This is a genomic window from Marinobacter lutaoensis, from assembly GCF_001981305.1.
GTDB classification, from domain to species: domain Bacteria; phylum Pseudomonadota; class Gammaproteobacteria; order Pseudomonadales; family Oleiphilaceae; genus Marinobacter; species Marinobacter lutaoensis.
Genome location: NZ_MSCW01000003.1, coordinates 1 through 19,017, shown reverse-complemented (window position 1 = coordinate 19,017; position 19,017 = coordinate 1). Strand labels below are relative to the sequence as shown.

Sequence of the window (19,017 nt, the reverse complement as noted above, 5' to 3'; positions counted from 1 at the left end):
GCTAACTCTACGTTTTATTAAGCTATTTCACAGATTTTTTGCATAGCGCTTACAAAAAGCCCCCGGTACCGTCGGGCACCGGGGGCCTGCTGCGCTCAGTCAATACACGGATTGCACTCAGAACGGAATGTCGTCATCAAAGTCGTCGACCGGCTCAGGCATGCTTCCCTGAGACGGCTGACTGTACCCCCCGGAGGGAGCACTGGACTGGGCGGGCGCACCCTGGGAAGGCTGGCCGCCACCGTACCCGGATGACTGCGGCCGGCCCGCCGGCGCACTGCCCTGGCCCATTCCGCTGTCGCCCCGGCTGTCGAGCATTTGCATCTGGCCATTCATATCAACCACCACCTCGGTGGTGTAACGGTCCTGGCCGTCCTGCCCCTGCCATTTGCGGGTCTGCAACCGCCCCTCGATATAGACCTTGGAGCCCTTGCGCAGATACTGGCCGGCGACTTCCGCCACCTTGCCAAACAATACCACCCGGTGCCATTCGGTCCGGGGCACCATCTGACCGGTCTGGCGATCCTTATAACTTTCGTCGGTCGCCAGATTCAGGTTCACCACGGCATTTCCATTCGGGGTGTAACGGGTTTCCGGGTCCTGCCCCAGATTCCCGATGAGAATGACCTTGTTTACGCCTCGCGCCATTGTTCACTCCTGACTGTGTTAAAGGGAAAACCAGCCGTCCGTGCCGGTTTCCGGATTCAAGAATTGCTACCCTGCCGGACAAACGCCAAGCCTGCAAGCGACTGCTCATCAAAATGCTGCCGATCCACCTTCAGGTAAGCGGTGGCTTCATCTTTCAGGATGACCACGTCCTGAACCCCGGGCAACCCCCGCAGGCACTGATCGACCGCCCCATAACTGCCGTCAGCCGCTTCTTTCAACTGTACCACGAAACTCGTCGTGTAACCTGGCGCCGGCATGGTAAGCGCAACCACGAGCCAGCTCAGCAGCACCAGAACCATCAAACCGATGACCCCCGGGATGCCCACAGACTCCTGCAACAGCCCTCCCAGGGCACCACCGATAAACGCACCCAGGAACTGTGAGGTGGAATACACCCCCATAGCGGCCCCCTTGCCCGCCGCCGGCGCTTCCTTACTGACCAGCGACGGCAATGTGGCCTCGAGCAGGTTGAACGCCATGAAGAAGGCGAACAACACCGCCCAGGTGCCCACCAGACTGTGTCCGGACAGCAGCAGCGCGGCGGCCGACAGCGTCAGCAGCGCCACCGCACCGCACAGCACGGCCTTCATCTTGCGTTTCTTTTCACCAATGATGATAAAGGGCACCATGGCAAAGAAAGAGGTCGCCATCACCGACAGATAAAACCACCAGTGGTCGCTGCCCGCCAGCCCCAGACGCTGCTCGAGAAAAACCGGAACCACCAGAAACAGCGACGTCAGCACCAGGTGCAGGGCGAAAATGCCAAAATCGAGGCGCAGCAGGCGGCCTTCGGTCAACACCCGGACCAGCATCTGCCGCGCGGGCAAGGCATCGGCGCTGGCCTTGTGCTGACGCGGCGTGGGCACCACCCGCCCTACGATCACCAGGGCCACCAGGGCCAGCCCGGCCGTGACATAAAACAGGCCGGACAACCCCCAGAGCGACCCCAGCACCGGCCCGAGCACCAGCGATACGGAAAACGACACGCCGATCGACATACCCACGACGGCCATGGCCTTGGTGCGCTCTTCCTCCCGGGTCAAGTCGCTCAGCAACGCCATGAGCACACTGGCAATGGCGCCGGCGCCTTGTAACATGCGCCCGGCGATCACCAGGTAGATCGAATCCGCCGCCCCGGCCAGCAGGCTGCCGCCAGCAAACAACAGCAACCCCAGGTAGATCATCGGCTTGCGCCCCACCCGGTCGGACAGCAGGCCAAACGGAATCTGCAACAGCGCCTGACTCAGGCCGTAAGCGCCAATGGCCAGTCCCAGGAGGGCCGGAGTGGCGCCCTGAAGGCCTTCCCCCAGAAGCACGAAGACCGGCATGACCATGAACAGGCCAAGCATCCGCATGGCGTAGACAGATGCCAGCGCGGCCACGGAACGTCTTTCCAGCGCATTCATGACAATGGCAACCTCAAAGCGGGAAAGTGTTAACAGGTCACGACAAACCACCAGCAGGATCGCCGCAGGTCGCGCATTGTAACAGAAAGGCCACCCCCGAGGGACCGGGAGAATTCCGGGCCCTCATCGTTTCACCGCCACCCGGTGAACACGGTATACTTGCCGTTTTGCTTCCGTAGAGAGGGGGTTATGGACCGCATCCAGATCAAGGGCGCTCGCACCCACAATCTGAAAAATATCGACCTGGACATGCCGCGGGACAAGCTGATCGTCATCACCGGCCTGTCCGGCTCGGACAAATCCTCGCTCGCGTTCGATACCCTATACGCCGAAGGACAACGCCGTTACGTGGAGTCGCTGTCCACTTATGCGCGGCAATTCCTTTCGATGATGGAGAAGCCGGACGTGGACCACATCGAAGGACTGTCCCCGGCCATTTCCATTGAGCAGAAGTCCACCTCCCACAACCCGCGCTCGACCGTGGGCACCATCACCGAAATCTACGACTACCTGCGCCTGCTGTTTGCCCGGGCGGGGGAGCCGCGCTGTCCCGACCACGGTCAGCCCCTTGAAGCGCAGACCGTCAGCCAGATGGTAGACCAGGTTCTGGCCATGCCGGAAGGCAGCCGCCTGATGATCCTGGCCCCGGTGGTTCGTGACCGCAAGGGAGAACACCTCCAGGTCATCGAGGCCATGCGCAGCCAGGGGTTCATTCGGCTGCGGGTGGATGGCACCGTATATGACATTGACGACATCCCCCCGCTCGACAAGAAACGAAAGCACCGGATCGACGTGGTGGTGGATCGATTCAAGGTCAAGCCCGGCCTGGAACAGCGACTGGCCGAGAGTTTCGAAACAGCGCTGGAGCTGGCCGACGGTCTTGCCTTGGTCGCTGCCATGGACGAGTCGGAGCATGAGCACACCTTCTCCGCCCGTTTCGCCTGTACCCAGTGCGGCTACTCTCTCAGCGAGCTTGAACCGCGCCTGTTTTCCTTTAACAACCCCGCCGGCGCCTGCCCTACTTGTGACGGCCTGGGCGTACGGCAGTTCTTCGACCCGGAAAAAATCATTCAGCACCCGGAGGCCACGCTCGCCGAAGGCGCCATCAAGGGGTGGGACCGGCGTGCCGTGTACTACTTCCAGATGATCTCCAGCGTTGCGGAACACTACGGCGTCGACCTGGATACGCCCTGGCTCGATCTGCCGGAGTCGTTTCGCAACATACTGCTCTATGGTTCGGGAGACGAAGACATCCCCTTTCGCTACGTCAATTCCCGGGGCCATATCATGGAGAAGGCCCATCCGTTCGAGGGCATCATTCCCAATCTGGAACGGCGCTATCGGGAAACGGACTCCCAGAGTATGCGAGAGGAACTGGCACGGAACCTCAGCACCCAACCCTGCAAGGACTGCGGCGGCTCCCGGCTACGCCGAAGCGCGCGCCATGTCTTTATCGGAGACCGCAACCTGCCGGACATTACCCGACTGCCCGTGGGGGAAGCCTACGAATACTTCCAGAACCTGACCCTGCCGGGCCGCAAAGGCGAAATTGCCGAAAAGATTCTCAAGGAAGTCCGGGAGCGCTTGAAATTTCTGGTCAACGTCGGTCTTGAATACCTGACGCTGGAACGCAGTGCCGACACGCTTTCCGGCGGCGAGGCCCAACGCATCCGCCTGGCCAGCCAGATCGGTGCCGGCCTGGTCGGCGTCATGTACATCCTCGACGAGCCGTCCATTGGTCTGCACCAGCGTGACAACGATCGCCTGCTGGCCACCTTGACCCACCTGCGAGACCTTGGCAACACCGTCATCGTGGTCGAGCACGACGAAGACGCCATCCGCGCCGCCGACCATATCATCGACATTGGCCCAGGGGCGGGCGTGCATGGCGGCCGGGTCGTGGCTCAGGGCTCCCCCGAACAGATCATCGGCAACCCCGATTCCCTGACCGGCCAGTACCTGAGTGGACGCCGGAAAATCATGGTGCCCGCCGAGCGCAACACCGGTTCGGGCAAACAGCTTGTGCTCAGGGGAGCCTCCGGCAATAACCTCCAGGGTGTCACGCTCACGCTGCCACTGGGCGTGATGACCTGCATTACCGGTGTCTCAGGCTCGGGCAAGTCTACCCTGATCAATGGCACGCTGTACCCGGTTGTCGCCGCCAAACTGAACAAGGCAAGCACTCTGGGCCACGCCCCTTACCACGCCATCGAGGGACTGGAGCACCTGGACAAGGTCATCGACATCGACCAAAGTCCCATCGGGCGGACCCCACGATCGAACCCGGCAACCTACACCGGCCTGTTCACTCCCATACGGGAACTGTTCGCGGGCACTCAGGAGGCACGCTCCCGTGGCTACAAGCCTGGGCGTTTCTCCTTCAACGTCAAAGGGGGCCGCTGCGAAGCCTGTCAGGGCGACGGCGTCATCAAGGTCGAAATGCACTTTCTGCCCGACATCTACGTACCTTGCGACGTCTGCAAGGGCAAGCGTTACAACCGGGAAACCCTGGAGGTCCGGTACAAGGGCAAAAACATTCACGAAGTGCTCGAAATGACCGTGGAGGAGGCTCGGGAATTCTTTGACCCCGTGCCGTTCATTGCCCGCAAGCTGCAAACGCTCATCGACGTCGGGCTGTCCTATATCCGGCTTGGCCAGAGTGCCGTCACCCTATCCGGTGGCGAGGCCCAGCGGGTCAAACTGGCGAAGGAGCTGTCCAAACGGGATACCGGTAAAACGCTTTATATCCTGGACGAGCCGACCACGGGCCTGCATTTCTATGATATCCAACAGCTGCTCAACGTCCTCCAGCGCCTGCGAGACCACGGCAACACCATCGTGGTAATCGAGCACAACCTGGACGTGATCAAGACGGCGGACTGGATCGTGGATCTCGGTCCGGAAGGCGGCTCCGGAGGCGGGCGCATCATCGCCGAAGGCACGCCGGAAGAGGTTGCCGAACACCCCGACTCCCATACCGGTCGTTACCTCAAGCCCCTGCTTGGCGACGCCTGACACGGGCAACAAAAAAGCCGGAGGTTTCCCTCCGGCTTTTTTGGATGACCGCGAAGCGCGAACTTACTCTTCGTCGTCAATCTCTTCGGCGTCCACATCCATCGGACGACCGACCAGCTCGACATACGCCATGGGCGCATTGTCACCGGCACGGTAACCGCACTTCAGGATGCGAAGATAACCACCCGGACGGTCGCTGTAGCGGGGCCCCAGCTCGTCGAAAAGCTTGGCGACCGCCGCGTCGTTGCGCAGGCGGGCAAACGCCAGGCGACGGTTCGCGACCGAATCCGTTTTGGACAGCGTGATCAACGGCTCTGCCACCCGACGCAGCTCTTTGGCTTTCGGGAGAGTCGTTTTGATCAGCTCGTGCTCAACCAGCGACGCGGTCATGTTACGGAACATGGCCTTGCGATGCGCGCTGGTCCTGTTGAACTTACGACCACTCTTACGATGACGCATTGCTCTGATTCCTTACCTTAAACTAATCGGCGATCAACCGCCCAGAACCCGGTCATCGCCGCGCAGGCTAGCCGGGGGCCAGTTGTCAAGCCGCATACCCAGAGACAGACCACGGGACGCCAGAACGTCCTTGATCTCGGTCAGCGACTTCTTGCCAAGGTTAGGCGTCTTCAGCAGCTCCACTTCTGTGCGCTGGATCAGATCGCCGATGTAGTAAATGTTTTCAGCCTTCAGGCAGTTTGCTGAACGCACGGTCAATTCCAGATCATCCACCGGCCGCAGCAGAATCCGATCGATTTCCTCCTCTTCCTCTACTCGTTCCGGCTCTTTCTCGTGATCGAAATCGACAAACACCGCCAGTTGCTGCTGGAGAATGGTCGCGGCCCGACGAATCGCTTCTTCGGGGTCGATCGTACCGTTGGTCTCCAGGTCAATCACCAGCTTGTCCAGGTCCGTCCGCTGTTCCACCCGGGCGCTTTCCACCGAGTAGGCGACACGGCGAACGGGGCTGAAGGTCGCGTCCAGCTGGAGGCGTCCGATGGCGCGAGTTTCGTCCTCGTCAAGGCCACGCTGGTCAGCGGGCTCATAGCCCCGGCCACGCGCGACGCGCAGGCGCATGTTCACTTCGCCGTTTTCGCTCAGATGACAGATCACATGATCCGGATTGGCGATTTCGACGTCGTGGTCAAGCTTGATATCCCCTGCGGTCACAACACCGGGACCTTTCTTGCTGAGTGTCAGCTCAGACTCATCCCGACCGTTCATCTTCACGGCAACGCCCTTGAGATTCAGCAGAATCTCAATAACGTCTTCCTGGACCCCTTCAATGGCGCTGTACTCGTGCAGGACTCCATCAATCTGCGCTTCAGTAATGGCGCAGCCCGGCATCGAAGACAAGAGAATGCGCCGCAGCGCACTGCCCAGGGTATGGCCAAAGCCCCTTTCCAGAGGTTCCAACGTCACCTTGGCATGCGTGGCGCTAAACTCTTTTACGTCAATGGTACGAGGTGTCAATAACTCATGTACTGAACGCTGCATAGACGCCCCTATCTGCTGTCGTTGCTTACTGGGCTTTACTTGGAGTAAAGCTCGACGATGAGGTTCTCGTTGATGTCCGCCGGCAGTTCAGTGCGCTCGGGCACCGCCTTGAAAACACCGGACATCTTGTTGGCGTCAACCTCAACCCAGCTGACCGGAGCGCGGCTTGCCGCCAGCTCCAGGGCGCCTTTGACACGCAGCTGGTTCTTGGCTTTGTCCCGTACGCTCACGACGTCGCCCGGCTTGACCTGGTAAGACGGAATGTTCACCGTCTTGCCATTGACGAGAATCGCCTTGTGAGACACGAGCTGACGAGCTTCTGCACGGGTAGAACCAAAGCCCATGCGATAGACAACGTTATCCAGACGGCCTTCCAGCAGGCGCAACAGGTTTTCACCGGTCGCACCCTTTTGGCGGGCGGCCTCTTTGTAGTAATTGCGGAACTGCTTCTCCAGCACGCCGTAAATGCGGCGGACTTTTTGCTTTTCACGAAGCTGTACGCCGTATTCGGACAGACGACCGCGACGCGCGCCGTGCATACCCGGCGGAGTCTCGATGTTGCACTTGGAATCGAGCGCGCGAACGCCGCTCTTCAGAAAAAGATCTGTCCCTTCACGACGAGACAGCTTGCACTTCGGGCCTATGTAACGAGCCATATTTCACTGTCTCCTGTGTTAGACGCGGCGCTTCTTGGGCGGACGACAGCCGTTATGAGGAATCGGCGTCACATCAGTGATATTGGTAATCTTGAAGCCACACGCGTTCAGCGCGCGCACGGCAGATTCCCGTCCGGGCCCAGGACCCTTAACCTCTACGTCCAGGTTTTTAAGGCCGTATTCAGCAGCCGCGTTACCGGCTCTTTCAGCTGCTACCTGCGCAGCAAAAGGTGTACTTTTACGTGAACCGCGGAAACCGGAACCACCGGCGGTGGCCCAGGACAGGACGTTGCCCTGACGGTCCGAAATGGTCACGATAGTGTTGTTGAAGGACGCATGGATGTGAGCGACGCCATCAACAACCGTCTTTTTCACCTTTTTACGGGTACGTGTACCTGGCTTTGCCATGTTTGCCTACCTGTTACTTGCGAATCGGTTTGCGAGGACCTTTGCGGGTGCGCGCATTGGTCTTGGTGCGCTGGCCACGGACCGGGAGGCCATGACGATGGCGCAGACCACGGTAGCAACCGAGATCCTTCAAACGCTTGATGTTCATCTGTACTTCACGACGCAGATCGCCCTCGACGGTAAACTTGCCCACTTCAGTACGAAGTGCCTCAAGCTGCTCGTCGCTCAGGTCCTTGACCTTGACGTCCGGCTTGACGCCGGTTGCATCGCAAAGCTTTTGCGCTGTCGTCCGGCCGATCCCATAGATATAGGTCAGCGAGATAACAGCATGTTTGTTGTCGGGTATATTGACACCGGCTATACGTGCCATCCAAATTACTCCGCGTTCAAAGCTTTGCTGTGTGAATTTTCCGCCACAAAAAGGGCGCGAAATAATAGCGCCTGACTCGGGATTGAGTCAAGCGCTACCATCTCGCAGCCCTCTGTACAGCGCAGACCTTGGGTCCCGGCAGGGATCAGCCCTGGCGCTGCTTATGGCGAGGTTCCGTGCAAATGACCCGAACCGAGCCATTGCGACGAATTACTTTGCAGTTACGGCAAATTTTCTTTACCGAAGCGCGTACTTTCATGGTCCACTCCAGTTTTCGAGGGGAACGGCCTCAACCGTTCCGACCATAGCCCTTGAGATTGGACTTCTTCATCAGCGATTCATACTGATGCGACATCAGGTGCGACTGAACCTGCGCCATGAAATCCATCACCACGACTACCACAATCAGCAGTGAGGTTCCCCCAAGGTAGAACGGCACATTGCCGGCCACCATCAGGAACTGGGGAAACAGCGACACTGCTGTAATGTACATTGCACCGAACAGCGTCAGACGAGTCAGCACGCCATCGATGTACTTGGACGTTTGCTCACCGGGACGGATGCCGGGAATAAAGGCGCCGGAGCGCTTGAGGTTGTCCGCGACTTCCTTCGGGTTGTACATCAGCGCCGTATAGAAGAAGCAGAAGAACACAACTGCCGCTGCAAACAGAATGATGTACAAAGGCTGGCTCGGCGCCAACGCCTGGGAAATATCGCTCAGCCACTCCATGCCCTCACCCTGACCAAACCACTGCCCCAGCGACGCTGGGAACAGCAGAATGGAAGAGGCGAAGATGGGCGGAATCACGCCGGCCATATTCACCTTCAAGGGCAGATGACTGGACTGCTGGGCAAACATCCGACGACCCTGCTGCCGCTTGGCGTAGTTGATCGTCAACCGACGCTGCCCCCGCTCCATAAAGACCACGAAGCCGATGACAGCAACCGCCAGCACGCCGATACCAAGCACCACCAGCAGGCTCATTTCACCGTTGCGCGCCTGCTCAAGCGTCTGGCCGATGGCTCCGGGGAGCCCGGCCACGATACCGGCAAAGATCAACAGCGAGATGCCGTTACCTACGCCACGCTCGGTGATCTGCTCACCCAACCACATCATGAAGACGGCGCCACACACGAACGACACCACCGCCACGAAATGGAAGCTGAAGCTGTCGGTGAAGGTCACCCCCTGGGAGGCCAGACCAACGGATATACCGAAGCCCTGCACCAGGGCCAGGATCACCGTGCCGTAGCGGGTGTACTGGCTGATTTTCCGACGCCCGGCTTCGCCCTCTTTTTTCAGCTGCTCAAGCTGCGGACTGACCGCAGTCATGAGCTGCATGATAATCGAGGCGGAAATGTACGGCATGATGCCAAGCGCGAAGATACTCATCCGCTCAAGCGCACCACCGGAGAACATGTTGAACATGCTCAGGATTGTGCCCTGATTCTGCTCAAACAGTGCCGCCAACCGGTCAGGATTGATTCCCGGCACGGGGATATGGGCTCCCACCCGATATACCAGTAGCGCCAGGAAGACAAACCAGAGCCGGGAGCGAAGCTCCGCAAGCCCTTTTCCCATTCCTGCCGGCAATGATGCTGTCTTGGCCATCTAGTCCTCGACTTGCCTTAGTCCTCGACTTTACCGCCCGCGGCGACAATTGCCTCGCGTGCCCCTTTGGTGACCCGCAGGCCTTTGACGGTGACGGCCCGATCCAGTTCCCCGGACAGAATCACCTTGGCTTCGCGGATTTCCTCACGGATCACGTCGGCTTTCTTCAGGGCTTCCAGATCCACCAGGTCGCCGTCCACCTTGGTCAGCTCGTTCAGGCGGATTTCCGCCACGTACCGTTGCTGACGAGAGGTAAAGCCGAATTTCGGCAGACGACGGGCCAGAGGCTGCTGACCACCCTCGAAGCCGGGCGCGACCTTGCCACCCGAACGGGATTTCAGACCTTTGTGGCCGCGACCACCGGTTTTTCCGAGACCGCTTCCGATACCACGACCCACCCGCTTGGCGGACGGACGTGAACCGGGTTCCGGAGCAAGTTCGTTAAGACGCATCTCAGTTCTCCTCAACCCGAACCAGGTAGTTTACCCGGTTGATCATGCCGCGGACGGAAGGAGTATCCTCCAGCTCCACGGTCTGACCGATTTTACGAAGACCCAGGCCCTTGACGCACAGTTTGTGCTTGGGCTGACAGCTGATAGGGCTGCGGGTCAGTGTAACCTTGATTGTTTTCGCGTTCGCCATGACTTCAACCCAGAATCTCTTCGACGGATTTACCGCGCTTGGCTGCCACGTCTTCAGGCGCCTTCATGGCCTGGAGACCCTTGATGGTGGAACGTACCACGTTCACCGGGTTGGTCGACCCGTAGCACTTGGAGAGTACGTTCTGGACACCCGCCACTTCCAGCACCGCGCGCATCGCACCGCCGGCGATGATCCCGGTACCCTCGGAAGCCGGCTGCATGTACACCTTGGAGCCGCCGTGCTGGGCTTTCACCGGATACTGCAGCGTGGTGCCGTTCAGCGCCACGTCCACCATGTTTTTCCGGGCTGCTTCCATGGCTTTCTGGATCGCAACCGGTACCTCACGGGCCTTGCCGCGACCGAATCCCACACGGCCTTTACCGTCACCGACGACCGTCAGTGCTGTAAAGGCGAAAATCCGGCCACCCTTGACGACCTTGGCGACCCGGTTGACCTGAACCAGCCTTTCCTGGAGCTCAGGCGCCTTCTGATCATTAACGCTCATCTTCTCCACCTCTTAGAATTGCAAGCCAGCTTCACGAGCGGCGTCGGCCAGCGCCTGGACACGCCCGTGATAACGGTACCCGGAACGGTCAAAAGCGACCTTTTCAACACCCACTGCCTTGGCACGCTCTGCAATCAGCTTGCCTACCTTCTTGGCAGCTTCCACGTTACCGGTCGCACCCTGGCGCAGCTCCTTATCCAACGTGGAGGCAGAGGCCAGCACCTTGCTGCCATCTGCGGTCGTGATCTGGGCGTACATGTGACGCGGCGTGCGGTGCACACACAGCCGATGGGTACCCAGCTCACGGATCTTCATGCGCACTTTGCGTGCGCGACGCAATCTTTCAATATTCGCGCTCATAGTCCCGCCTTATTTCTTCTTGGCTTCTTTGCGTCTGACCTGCTCATCCGCATAACGCACACCTTTGCCCTTGTACGGCTCGGGCGGACGGAACGCGCGGATTTCGGCAGCGACCTGGCCAACCTGTTGCTTGTCGATACCACGGATAACCACTTCCGTGTTGGACGGGGTTTCCGCAGTGATCCCCTCAGGCAGCTCATACTCGACCGGATGGGAGAAACCCAGAGTCAGATTGAGCTTCTTGCCCTGTGCCTGCGCACGGTAACCCACGCCGGTCAGCATCAGTCGACGCTCCCAACCCTGAGATACCCCGGTAACCATGTTGTTAACGAGGGCACGGGTGGTACCGGCAAGCGCGCGGGACTGCTTGGCGCCATCGCGGGGAGCGAAGCGGAGCACGTTCTCTTCCTGCTTCACTTCCACCGCACTGTGAATGGTGAACTGAAGCGCTCCCTTGGAGCCCTTCACACTGATTTCCTGTCCGTTCAGCTTAACCTCAACACCGGAAGGCAGCACGACAGGATTATTGGCAACCCTGGACATGTCGATCTCCTAGAATACGGTGCAGATGACTTCGCCACCCACGCCCGCGGCACGCGCAGCGCGGTCTGTCATAACGCCCTTGGACGTTGAGACAATCGCGACCCCCAGACCACCGGCTACTTTCGGCAGCTCCCCTACGCCTTTGTACTGGCGCAGGCTCGGGCGACTAACCCGCTTGATCTCTTCAATAACCGGCTTGCCGCCGAAATATTTCAGAGTGATGGTCAGCTCGGGCTTCGCATCGGCTGAAACGGAAAAATCCTCAACGTAGCCTTCGTCCTTCAGGACCTGGGCCACGGAGACCTTCATTTTGGAAGACGGCATCGTCACTTCTGCTTTGGACGCCATCTGGGCATTACGGATACGAGTGAACATATCCGCAAGCGTGTCTTGCATACTCATCGGTATGAGGCTCCTGATCTTTTTAGTTGTGCAGCGGCTCGCCGCACCGCTTACCAACAGGCACCTGACCGAAGTCAGGCGGCCTATCTTTACCAGCTTGCCTTGGTCAGGCCCGGTACGTCACCACGCATGCCGTACTCCCGAAGCTTGATTCGGGACAGTTCGAACTTGCGCAGAACGCCATGGGGACGACCAGTCACCTGGCAACGATTCCGAAGGCGGGACGGGCTGGCATCACGAGGAAGCTTCTGCAGCTTCATCTGAGCTTCCCAACGCTCTTCATCGCTGGTGTTCGGGTTTTTGATAATTGCCTTGAGCTCGGCGCGCTTGGCGGCGTATTTCGCAACCAGTTTCTCACGCTTGAGCTCGCGGTTTTTCATGGAAACCTTAGCCATTGCATTCGTCCCTTATTTCTTGAACGGAAAGCCGAAGGCTTTCAGCAGTTCACGACCTTCGTCGTCGGTTTCGGCAGTGGTGGTGATGGTGATATCCAGACCGCGGATCTTGTCGACTTTGTCGTAGTCAATCTCCGGGAAGATGATCTGCTCACGCACACCCATGCTGTAGTTTCCACGACCATCGAAGGACTTCGGATTCAGACCACGGAAGTCCCGGATACGGGGCACCGCGATGTGAATCAGGCGATCGAAGAAGTCCCACATGCGCTCGCCGCGCAGCGTGACCTTACAGCCGATCGGCCAGCCTTCACGGATTTTAAAGCCCGCAACGGACTTGCGAGCGCGAGTGACCACCGGCTTTTGACCGGCCAGCCGCTCAAGATCCGCCACCGCGTTTTCGATCAGCTTTTTATCGCCAACCGCTTCGCCGACCCCCATGTTCAGGGTGATCTTCTCGATACGCGGTACCTGCATCACGTTCTTGTAACCGAACTCTTTCTGCAGGGCGGGTACCACTTCCTTCACGTATAGCTCTTTACTGTTCAGCATCGTAACCACCACCGCTTACTGGTTATCGACGGCTTCTTTCGTGGACTTGAAAATCCGCACCTTGGCGCCGTCTTCCTTGATCAGGAAGCCCACGCGATCGGCTTTGCCGGTCTGCGGATTGAAAATAGCCACGTTGGAAACCTGGATAGGTGCTTCTTTTTCGACGATACCACCTGGAGTGCCCAGCATCGGGTTCGGCTTGGTGTGCTTCTTGACCATGTTCACGCCAGAAACAATCACACGGCCATCAGCCAGGACTTTCAGGACTTTACCACGTTTGCCCTTGTCTTTCCCGGTGGTGACGATTACTTCGTCATCGCGTTTGATCTTTTTCATAACCGGCCTCTGGTCCTTTAAAGTACTTCGGGTGCCAGTGAGATAATCTTCATGAACTTTTCGCTACGCAGTTCACGGGTAACCGGTCCGAAGATACGGGTACCAATCGGTGCGTCCTGGTTGTTCAGAAGTACCGCTGCGTTACCGTCGAAACGGATCAGCGAACCGTCCGGCCGACGCACGCCCTTACGGGTACGCACGACGACGGCCTTGAGGACCTGGCCCTTCTTCACCTTGCCGCGGGGGATGGCCTCCTTGACGGTCACCTTGATGATATCGCCAACGCTGGCGTACCGCCGGTGTGAACCGCCCAGGACCTTGATGCACTGGACCTGGCGTGCACCGCTGTTGTCCGCGACTTCAAGCATGGTTTGAGTCTGAATCATGGTAGTTCTCCGGGCGAATTACACCTTGGATGCACGCTCGGTAACTTCCACCAGGGTCCAGCTTTTGGTCTTGGAGACCGGGCGGGTTTCCTGAATGGTTACGATGTCACCGATGTTGCACTGATTATTCTCATCGTGAGCGTGGATTTTGGTAGAGCGCTTCACGTACTTGCCATACAGCGGATGCTTTACCTGACGCTCGACCAGAACCACGATGGACTTGTCCATCTTGTTGCTCACGACCTTGCCGCTCAGAGTTCTGGCAGTTTGGGTAGCTTCGGTCATGTCACTGTCCTGCCTTTTCATTCAATACGGTTTTGACACGGGCAATGTCCCGCTTCACCTTGCCGAGAAGGTGAGTCTGATTCAGCTGACCCGTCGCCTTACGCATGCGCAGGTTGAACTGCTCCTTCAGGAGAGAGATCAGCTCCTGGTTCAGCTCCTCGACTGACTTTTCACGCAGCTCTGTTGCTTTCATCACATCACCGTCCTCGTTACAAAGGTGGTCTGTACCGGCAGTTTGGCCGCCGCGAGCGTGAAGGCTTCGCGTGCCACTTCCTCGGGCACACCTTCCATCTCATAGAGCATCCGGCCAGGCTGGATCTCGGCGACCCAGTACTCGACAGAACCTTTACCTTTACCCATACGTACTTCCAGGGGCTTGCCGGTGATCGGCTTGTCCGGGAACACCCGGATCCAGATCTTGCCGCCCCGCTTGATGCGGCGGGTCATGGTCCGACGCGCCGCTTCGATTTGGCGAGCCGTTATACGCCCACGGCTGGTCGCCTTCAATCCGTACTCACCGAAGCTGACCTTGTTGGCGCGGTGAGCCAGGCCGGTGTTACGGCCCTTCTGTACCTTGCGGAATTTGGTGCGTTTTGGTTGCAGCATTAGAGTGCCCCTTTACTTAGAACCTTTCTTCCCAGAGGCTTTCTTGTCAGCACGGACCTGCTCCATACCACCAAGAATCTCACCTTTGAAGATCCATACCTTGACACCGATGACCCCGTAGGTGGTATGCGCTTCGTAGGTTGCGTAGTCGATGTCTGCACGCAGTGTGTGCAGAGGCACGCGACCTTCACGATACCACTCGGAACGTGCGATCTCGGCACCCCCGAGACGACCGCCCACCTGGATCTTGATGCCCTTGGCACCCTGACGCATGGCGTTCTGAACGGCACGCTTCATGGCACGACGGAACATCACGCGACGCTCGAGCTGGCCAGCGACGTTCTGTGCCACCAAACGAGCATCCAGATCCGGCTTGCGGACCTCTTCGATGTTGATGTGCACGGGCACACCCATCATGTCGCTGACTTCGCGACGCAGACGGTCAACATCCTCACCCTTTTTCCCGATCACGATGCCGGGACGGGCGGTATGGATCGTGATCCGGGCGTTCTGAGCCGGGCGCTCAATCACGATCTTGCTGACAGACGCCTTTTCCAGGCGCTTTTCCAGAAACTCGCGAACCTGGATGTCATTCAGCAGGTTTTTCGCGTAGTTCTTCTTCTCGGCATACCAGACTGAGTTGTGCTCTTTGATCACACCCAGACGAATGCCGGTTGGATTTACTTTATGACCCATCTGAGCATCTCCTACTTGTCGGCGACCTTGACGGTGATATGACAGGTGCGCTTGAGAATACGGTCAGCGCGCCCCTTGGCCCGAGCCTTGATCCGCTTGAGCGTCGGCCCTTCGTCCACCATGATGGTGGACACCCGCAGGTCATCCACGTCAAGACCTTCGTTGTGCTCAGCATTGGCAATCGCGGACTCAAGCGCTTTCTTGATGACCACGGCTGCCTTTTTTGGGCTGAAAGTCAAAATGTTCAGGGCATCCTCAACGGTCTTGCCGCGCACCTGGTCAGCGACAAGACGTGCTTTCTGAGCTGAGAGGCGAGCGCCCTTGTACTTGGCTGCTACTTCCATTTCTTTTACCTCACAATCAGCGTTTAGCTTTCTTGTCGGCCGCATGACCACGGAAAGTACGCGTTGCCGCGAACTCACCCAGTTTATGCCCAACCATGTCTTCGGTGACATAAACCGGCACGTGCTGCTTGCCGTTGTGGACTGCAATGGTCAGGCCTACCATCTCCGGGAAGATCGTCGACCGGCGGGACCAAGTTTTGATCGGCCGCTTGTCATTCGCTTCCAGAGCTGCCTCGACCTTCTTCAACAGATGCAGGTCTATAAAGGGACCTTTCTTCAAAGAACGTGGCACAGCAATTACCTCTATGTAGTCGTTTACTTGGCCGAACGACGACGTACTATCATCTTGTCAGTACGCTTGTTCTTACGAGTCTTATGCCCTTTGGTCGGAACACCCCACGGAGTAACCGGGTGACGTCCGCCAGAGGTACGCCCTTCACCACCACCATGCGGGTGGTCAACTGGGTTCATAGCAACACCACGTACTGTTGGCCGTTTGCCGCGCCAACGTGATGCACCCGCTTTACCAAGTTGCTTGAGGCTGTGCTCGCTGTTGGACACTTCGCCCAGCGTGGCACGGCAATCTACAAGCACCTTACGCATTTCACCTGAGCGCAGGCGGATAGTGGCATATGCCCCTTCCCGAGCTACCAGCTGTACGGATGCGCCCGCGGAGCGAGCCAGCTGGGCACCTTTGCCAGGCTTCAGTTCGACGCAATGGATCACGGAACCGACCGGAATATTCCGGAGCGGCAGCGTGGAGCCCACCTTGATCGGCGCGTCGACGCCGGAGCGCACTTGGTCACCCACTTTCATACCCTTGGGAGCGATGATGTAACGACGCTCGCCATCGGCGTACTTCAGCAGGGCAATGTGCGCAGAGCGGTTCGGATCGTATTCCAAGCGCTCGATGACCGCCGGGATACCATCTTTGGTCCGCTTGAAGTCAATGATCCGGTAGTGGCGCTTGTGACCACCACCGATATGACGAGTGGTGATGCGACCAAAGTGGTTACGACCACCCGTCTTGGTCAGAGTCTCTACCAACGGCTCGTAGGGGCGCCCCTTATGGAGATCCGGGTTGTAAACCTTTACAACGTGGCGGCGTCCGGCAGATGTTGGCTTGGTTTTGACGATCGGCATATTACGACCCCTTTACCTTATTCCACATCCATAAAATCGATGTTCTGACCTTCCGCCAGCTTGACATAAGCCTTGCGAACGTCATTACGTTTGCCGAACCCGCGGATAGTGCGCTTGACCTTACCCTTGCGGTTCAGAACCTGAACACCCTCTACCTTGACGTTGAACAACTGCTCAACGGCCTTCTTGATCTCCGGCTTGGTGGCGTCAGGCGCGACACGGAACACGACCTGACCACGCTCTGCTGCCAGAGACGCTTTTTCTGATACGTGCGGCCCCAACAGGACCTTGTAGATACGTTCCTGATTCATCCCAGCATCTCCTCGATCTTCTTCAGAGCGGGAACAGTCACCACGACGTTCTCGAAGGCCACCAGACTGACCGGGTCGAGACCGGCAACATCACGAACATCAACGTGCGGGATATTGCGGGACGCCAGGTGCAGATTCTCTTCCACGCTCTCGGCAACGATCAGCGCATTGGACACACCGAGATCCTTGAGCTTGGCATTGAACAGCTTGGTCTTCGGAGCTTCGACGCTCAGATCCTCGACCACGACCAGACGCTCCTGACGCACCAGCTCGGAGAAAATGGAGCGCATGGCCGCCCGATACATCTTGCGGTTCACTTTCTGGGCGTAATCGCGGGGCTTGGCTGCAAAGGCAACACCACCAGAGCGCCAGATCGGGCTACGAATGGTACCCGCGCGGGCACGGCCGGTGCCCTTTTGCCGCCAGGGCTTCTTGCCACCACCGCTGACCTCGGACCGAGTCTTCTGAGCCTTGGTACCCTGGCGTCCAGCCGCCATATAGGCAGTCACCACCTGGTGCACCAGAGACTCGTTGAAATCTTTGGCAAATGCAGCGTCGGAAACTGAAATTTCCTTGCCGCTACCGGTAATAGTCAATTCCATCGCACCGCTCCTCAGGCTTTAACTGCAGGCTTGATGACAACATCGCCGCCAGTTGCGCCGGGGACGGCACCACTTACCAGCAGCAGGTTGCGCTCGGCGTCGACACGGACAACTTTCAGGTTCTGCACGGTAACCCGCGCATTGCCCATCTGGCCCGCCATCTTCTTACCCTTGAATACACGACCCGGAGTCTGGTTCTGGCCGATGGAACCCGGAGCCCGGTGCGACAGGGAGTTACCGTGGGTTGCGTCTTGCATAGAGAAATTCCAGCGCTTAACGCCGCCCTGGAAACCCTTACCCTTGGATTGACCAGTTGCGTCGATCAGCTGACCTTCCTCGAAGATGGAGGCATTGATCTCGGCGCCGAGCTCCAGACCTTCACCTTCGCCTTCAGCCAGCCGGAATTCCCAGACGCCACGACCGGCCTCAACGCCGGCTTTGGCAAAATGACCGGCTTCCGCCTTGGTTACACGGGAGGCACGACGGGTACCCACGGTCACCTGAACCGCCCGGTATCCATCATTTTCGAGAGTTTTCAGCTGGGTAATGCGGTTGGGCTCAACCTCAATTACCGTTACGGGCACTGCACGCCCGTCTTCCATAAAAATACGGGTCATACCGGCCTTGCGACCGACAACACCAATTGCCATGGTTCACCTCTTAAGTGTACGGGGCTCTCACCCTCTATGGCCTTATGACAGTTACACAGACTAATGCGGACGCATTAGCCGAGGCTGATCTGAACGTCTACACCTGCTGCCAGGTCCAGCTTCATCAGAGCATCTACTGTCTTCTCCGTCGGCTCAACGATGTCGAGCAGACGCTTGTGAGTACGGATCTCGTACTGATCGCGCGCATCCTTGTTGACATGCGGGGAGATCAGAACGGTGTACTTTTCCTTCCGCGTCGGCAGAGGAATCGGGCCACGCACCTGAGCGCCTGTCCGCTTGGCGGTATCGACGATCTCCTGCGTGGACTGGTCGATCAGGCGATAGTCAAACGCCTTCAACCGAATTCGAATTTTTTGGCTTTGCATGATGCACCAAACTCCACTCGTAGCAGCTACTGTTTAGCCGACCTTCAAAAAAAGGAGCCGCATTGTATGCATAATACTCAACCCTGTCAACAGCCTGGCTGCTTGACCGGGTCAAGTACCTATGTCGTTCAGCGGCCGGAACAGAAAAGGGGCTGAAGAATCAGCCCCTTTTGTTCAGGCGTGAGTGACCGGGATCACTCAATAACCTTGGAGACCACGCCGGCACCCACGGTACGGCCA

The 19,017-nt window shown here is 58.4% G+C and carries 31 protein-coding genes; 1 reads left to right on the top strand and 30 read right to left on the bottom strand.

What is annotated here, in order from left to right; all coding sequences use genetic code 11:
- Positions 1-117: 117 nt before the first annotated feature.
- Positions 118-648, bottom strand: coding sequence for a single-stranded DNA-binding protein (ssb, locus tag BTO32_RS04050; RefSeq protein WP_076723176.1), 531 nt, complete (start codon positions 646-648; stop codon positions 118-120).
- 56 nt (positions 649-704) lie between these two features.
- Positions 705-2,075, bottom strand: coding sequence for an MFS transporter (locus tag BTO32_RS04045; protein WP_076723175.1), 1,371 nt, complete (start codon positions 2,073-2,075; stop codon positions 705-707).
- 189 nt (positions 2,076-2,264) lie between these two features.
- Between BTO32_RS04045 and uvrA the strand changes: the two genes are divergently transcribed.
- A complete protein-coding gene (uvrA, locus tag BTO32_RS04040) occupies positions 2,265-5,090 on the top strand; it encodes an excinuclease ABC subunit UvrA (protein ID WP_076723174.1) in 2,826 nt (941 codons plus the stop codon).
- A gap of 63 nt (positions 5,091-5,153) precedes the next feature.
- Here uvrA and rplQ read toward each other — a convergent pair whose 3' ends face one another.
- The 28 genes from rplQ to rpsJ all read right to left on the bottom strand — a co-directional run bounded on the left by rplQ (position 5,154) and on the right by rpsJ (position 18,777).
- Positions 5,154-5,549, bottom strand: coding sequence for a 50S ribosomal protein L17 (gene rplQ / locus BTO32_RS04035; protein WP_076723173.1), 396 nt, complete (start codon positions 5,547-5,549; stop codon positions 5,154-5,156).
- A gap of 33 nt (positions 5,550-5,582) precedes the next feature.
- Complete coding sequence (locus BTO32_RS04030; protein WP_076723172.1) at positions 5,583-6,587, bottom strand: DNA-directed RNA polymerase subunit alpha; 1,005 nt, start codon at positions 6,585-6,587, stop codon at positions 5,583-5,585.
- A 35-nt stretch (positions 6,588-6,622) separates the two neighbouring features.
- On the bottom strand, positions 6,623-7,243 hold the full coding sequence (gene rpsD / locus BTO32_RS04025; protein ID WP_076723171.1) for a 30S ribosomal protein S4: 621 nt from the start codon (positions 7,241-7,243) through the stop codon (positions 6,623-6,625).
- Between the two features lie 18 nt (positions 7,244-7,261).
- Positions 7,262-7,651, bottom strand: coding sequence for a 30S ribosomal protein S11 (rpsK, locus tag BTO32_RS04020; RefSeq protein ID WP_076723170.1), 390 nt, complete (start codon positions 7,649-7,651; stop codon positions 7,262-7,264).
- 13 nt (positions 7,652-7,664) lie between these two features.
- Positions 7,665-8,021 (bottom strand): 30S ribosomal protein S13, encoded by a 357-nt coding sequence (gene rpsM, locus BTO32_RS04015; protein WP_076723169.1) that lies wholly within the window; start codon positions 8,019-8,021, stop codon positions 7,665-7,667.
- A gap of 145 nt (positions 8,022-8,166) precedes the next feature.
- Positions 8,167-8,280, bottom strand: coding sequence for a 50S ribosomal protein L36 (gene rpmJ, locus BTO32_RS04010; protein ID WP_004580765.1), 114 nt, complete (start codon positions 8,278-8,280; stop codon positions 8,167-8,169).
- A 30-nt stretch (positions 8,281-8,310) separates the two neighbouring features.
- Positions 8,311-9,633 carry a preprotein translocase subunit SecY gene (gene secY, locus BTO32_RS04005; protein WP_076723168.1) on the bottom strand — a complete coding sequence of 441 codons (1,323 nt, stop codon included), beginning with the start codon at positions 9,631-9,633 and terminating at the stop codon, positions 8,311-8,313.
- 17 nt (positions 9,634-9,650) lie between these two features.
- Complete coding sequence (rplO, locus tag BTO32_RS04000) at positions 9,651-10,085, bottom strand: 50S ribosomal protein L15 (protein ID WP_076723167.1); 435 nt, start codon at positions 10,083-10,085, stop codon at positions 9,651-9,653.
- A 1-nt stretch (position 10,086) separates the two neighbouring features.
- Positions 10,087-10,275, bottom strand: coding sequence for a 50S ribosomal protein L30 (gene rpmD / locus BTO32_RS03995; RefSeq protein WP_076723166.1), 189 nt, complete (start codon positions 10,273-10,275; stop codon positions 10,087-10,089).
- A 4-nt stretch (positions 10,276-10,279) separates the two neighbouring features.
- A complete protein-coding gene (gene rpsE, locus BTO32_RS03990) occupies positions 10,280-10,780 on the bottom strand; it encodes a 30S ribosomal protein S5 (protein WP_076723165.1) in 501 nt (166 codons plus the stop codon).
- 12 nt (positions 10,781-10,792) lie between these two features.
- Complete coding sequence (rplR, locus tag BTO32_RS03985) at positions 10,793-11,140, bottom strand: 50S ribosomal protein L18 (protein WP_076723164.1); 348 nt, start codon at positions 11,138-11,140, stop codon at positions 10,793-10,795.
- A gap of 9 nt (positions 11,141-11,149) precedes the next feature.
- A complete protein-coding gene (gene rplF / locus BTO32_RS03980; protein ID WP_076723163.1) occupies positions 11,150-11,683 on the bottom strand; it encodes a 50S ribosomal protein L6 in 534 nt (177 codons plus the stop codon).
- A gap of 9 nt (positions 11,684-11,692) precedes the next feature.
- Entirely contained in the window at positions 11,693-12,085 is a 393-nt protein-coding gene (gene rpsH, locus BTO32_RS03975) for a 30S ribosomal protein S8 (RefSeq protein ID WP_076723162.1), read from the bottom strand.
- Positions 12,086-12,174: 89 nt separating this feature from the next.
- Positions 12,175-12,480: a 30S ribosomal protein S14 gene (rpsN, locus tag BTO32_RS03970; RefSeq protein WP_076723161.1), complete on the bottom strand. Its 306-nt coding sequence runs from the start codon at positions 12,478-12,480 to the stop codon at positions 12,175-12,177.
- Between the two features lie 12 nt (positions 12,481-12,492).
- Positions 12,493-13,032: a 50S ribosomal protein L5 gene (gene rplE, locus BTO32_RS03965; RefSeq protein ID WP_076723160.1), complete on the bottom strand. Its 540-nt coding sequence runs from the start codon at positions 13,030-13,032 to the stop codon at positions 12,493-12,495.
- 15 nt (positions 13,033-13,047) lie between these two features.
- Positions 13,048-13,368 (bottom strand): 50S ribosomal protein L24, encoded by a 321-nt coding sequence (gene rplX / locus BTO32_RS03960; protein WP_076723159.1) that lies wholly within the window; start codon positions 13,366-13,368, stop codon positions 13,048-13,050.
- Positions 13,369-13,385: 17 nt separating this feature from the next.
- Complete coding sequence (gene rplN / locus BTO32_RS03955) at positions 13,386-13,754, bottom strand: 50S ribosomal protein L14 (RefSeq protein ID WP_076723158.1); 369 nt, start codon at positions 13,752-13,754, stop codon at positions 13,386-13,388.
- 18 nt (positions 13,755-13,772) lie between these two features.
- Positions 13,773-14,039 carry a 30S ribosomal protein S17 gene (gene rpsQ / locus BTO32_RS03950; protein WP_076723157.1) on the bottom strand — a complete coding sequence of 89 codons (267 nt, stop codon included), beginning with the start codon at positions 14,037-14,039 and terminating at the stop codon, positions 13,773-13,775.
- Between the two features lies 1 nt (position 14,040).
- Positions 14,041-14,232, bottom strand: coding sequence for a 50S ribosomal protein L29 (gene rpmC / locus BTO32_RS03945; protein ID WP_076723156.1), 192 nt, complete (start codon positions 14,230-14,232; stop codon positions 14,041-14,043).
- Positions 14,232-14,645: a 50S ribosomal protein L16 gene (gene rplP, locus BTO32_RS03940; protein WP_076723155.1), complete on the bottom strand. Its 414-nt coding sequence runs from the start codon at positions 14,643-14,645 to the stop codon at positions 14,232-14,234. Before rplP ends, rpmC begins: the two co-directional genes overlap by 1 nt.
- 12 nt (positions 14,646-14,657) lie before the next feature.
- Positions 14,658-15,341, bottom strand: coding sequence for a 30S ribosomal protein S3 (gene rpsC, locus BTO32_RS03935; RefSeq protein ID WP_076723154.1), 684 nt, complete (start codon positions 15,339-15,341; stop codon positions 14,658-14,660).
- Positions 15,342-15,352: 11 nt separating this feature from the next.
- A complete protein-coding gene (gene rplV / locus BTO32_RS03930) occupies positions 15,353-15,685 on the bottom strand; it encodes a 50S ribosomal protein L22 (RefSeq protein ID WP_076723153.1) in 333 nt (110 codons plus the stop codon).
- Between the two features lie 16 nt (positions 15,686-15,701).
- Positions 15,702-15,977 carry a 30S ribosomal protein S19 gene (gene rpsS, locus BTO32_RS03925; RefSeq protein WP_076723152.1) on the bottom strand — a complete coding sequence of 92 codons (276 nt, stop codon included), beginning with the start codon at positions 15,975-15,977 and terminating at the stop codon, positions 15,702-15,704.
- A gap of 23 nt (positions 15,978-16,000) precedes the next feature.
- Positions 16,001-16,828, bottom strand: coding sequence for a 50S ribosomal protein L2 (gene rplB, locus BTO32_RS03920; protein ID WP_076723151.1), 828 nt, complete (start codon positions 16,826-16,828; stop codon positions 16,001-16,003).
- Between the two features lie 17 nt (positions 16,829-16,845).
- A complete protein-coding gene (rplW, locus tag BTO32_RS03915) occupies positions 16,846-17,139 on the bottom strand; it encodes a 50S ribosomal protein L23 (RefSeq protein WP_076723150.1) in 294 nt (97 codons plus the stop codon).
- Positions 17,136-17,741: a 50S ribosomal protein L4 gene (gene rplD / locus BTO32_RS03910; protein WP_076723149.1), complete on the bottom strand. Its 606-nt coding sequence runs from the start codon at positions 17,739-17,741 to the stop codon at positions 17,136-17,138. Before rplD ends, rplW begins: the two co-directional genes overlap by 4 nt.
- An 11-nt stretch (positions 17,742-17,752) precedes the next feature.
- Positions 17,753-18,391 carry a 50S ribosomal protein L3 gene (gene rplC, locus BTO32_RS03905; protein ID WP_076723148.1) on the bottom strand — a complete coding sequence of 213 codons (639 nt, stop codon included), beginning with the start codon at positions 18,389-18,391 and terminating at the stop codon, positions 17,753-17,755.
- Between the two features lie 74 nt (positions 18,392-18,465).
- Positions 18,466-18,777 (bottom strand): 30S ribosomal protein S10, encoded by a 312-nt coding sequence (gene rpsJ, locus BTO32_RS03900; RefSeq protein WP_004580743.1) that lies wholly within the window; start codon positions 18,775-18,777, stop codon positions 18,466-18,468.
- Positions 18,778-19,017: the final 240 nt, after the last annotated feature.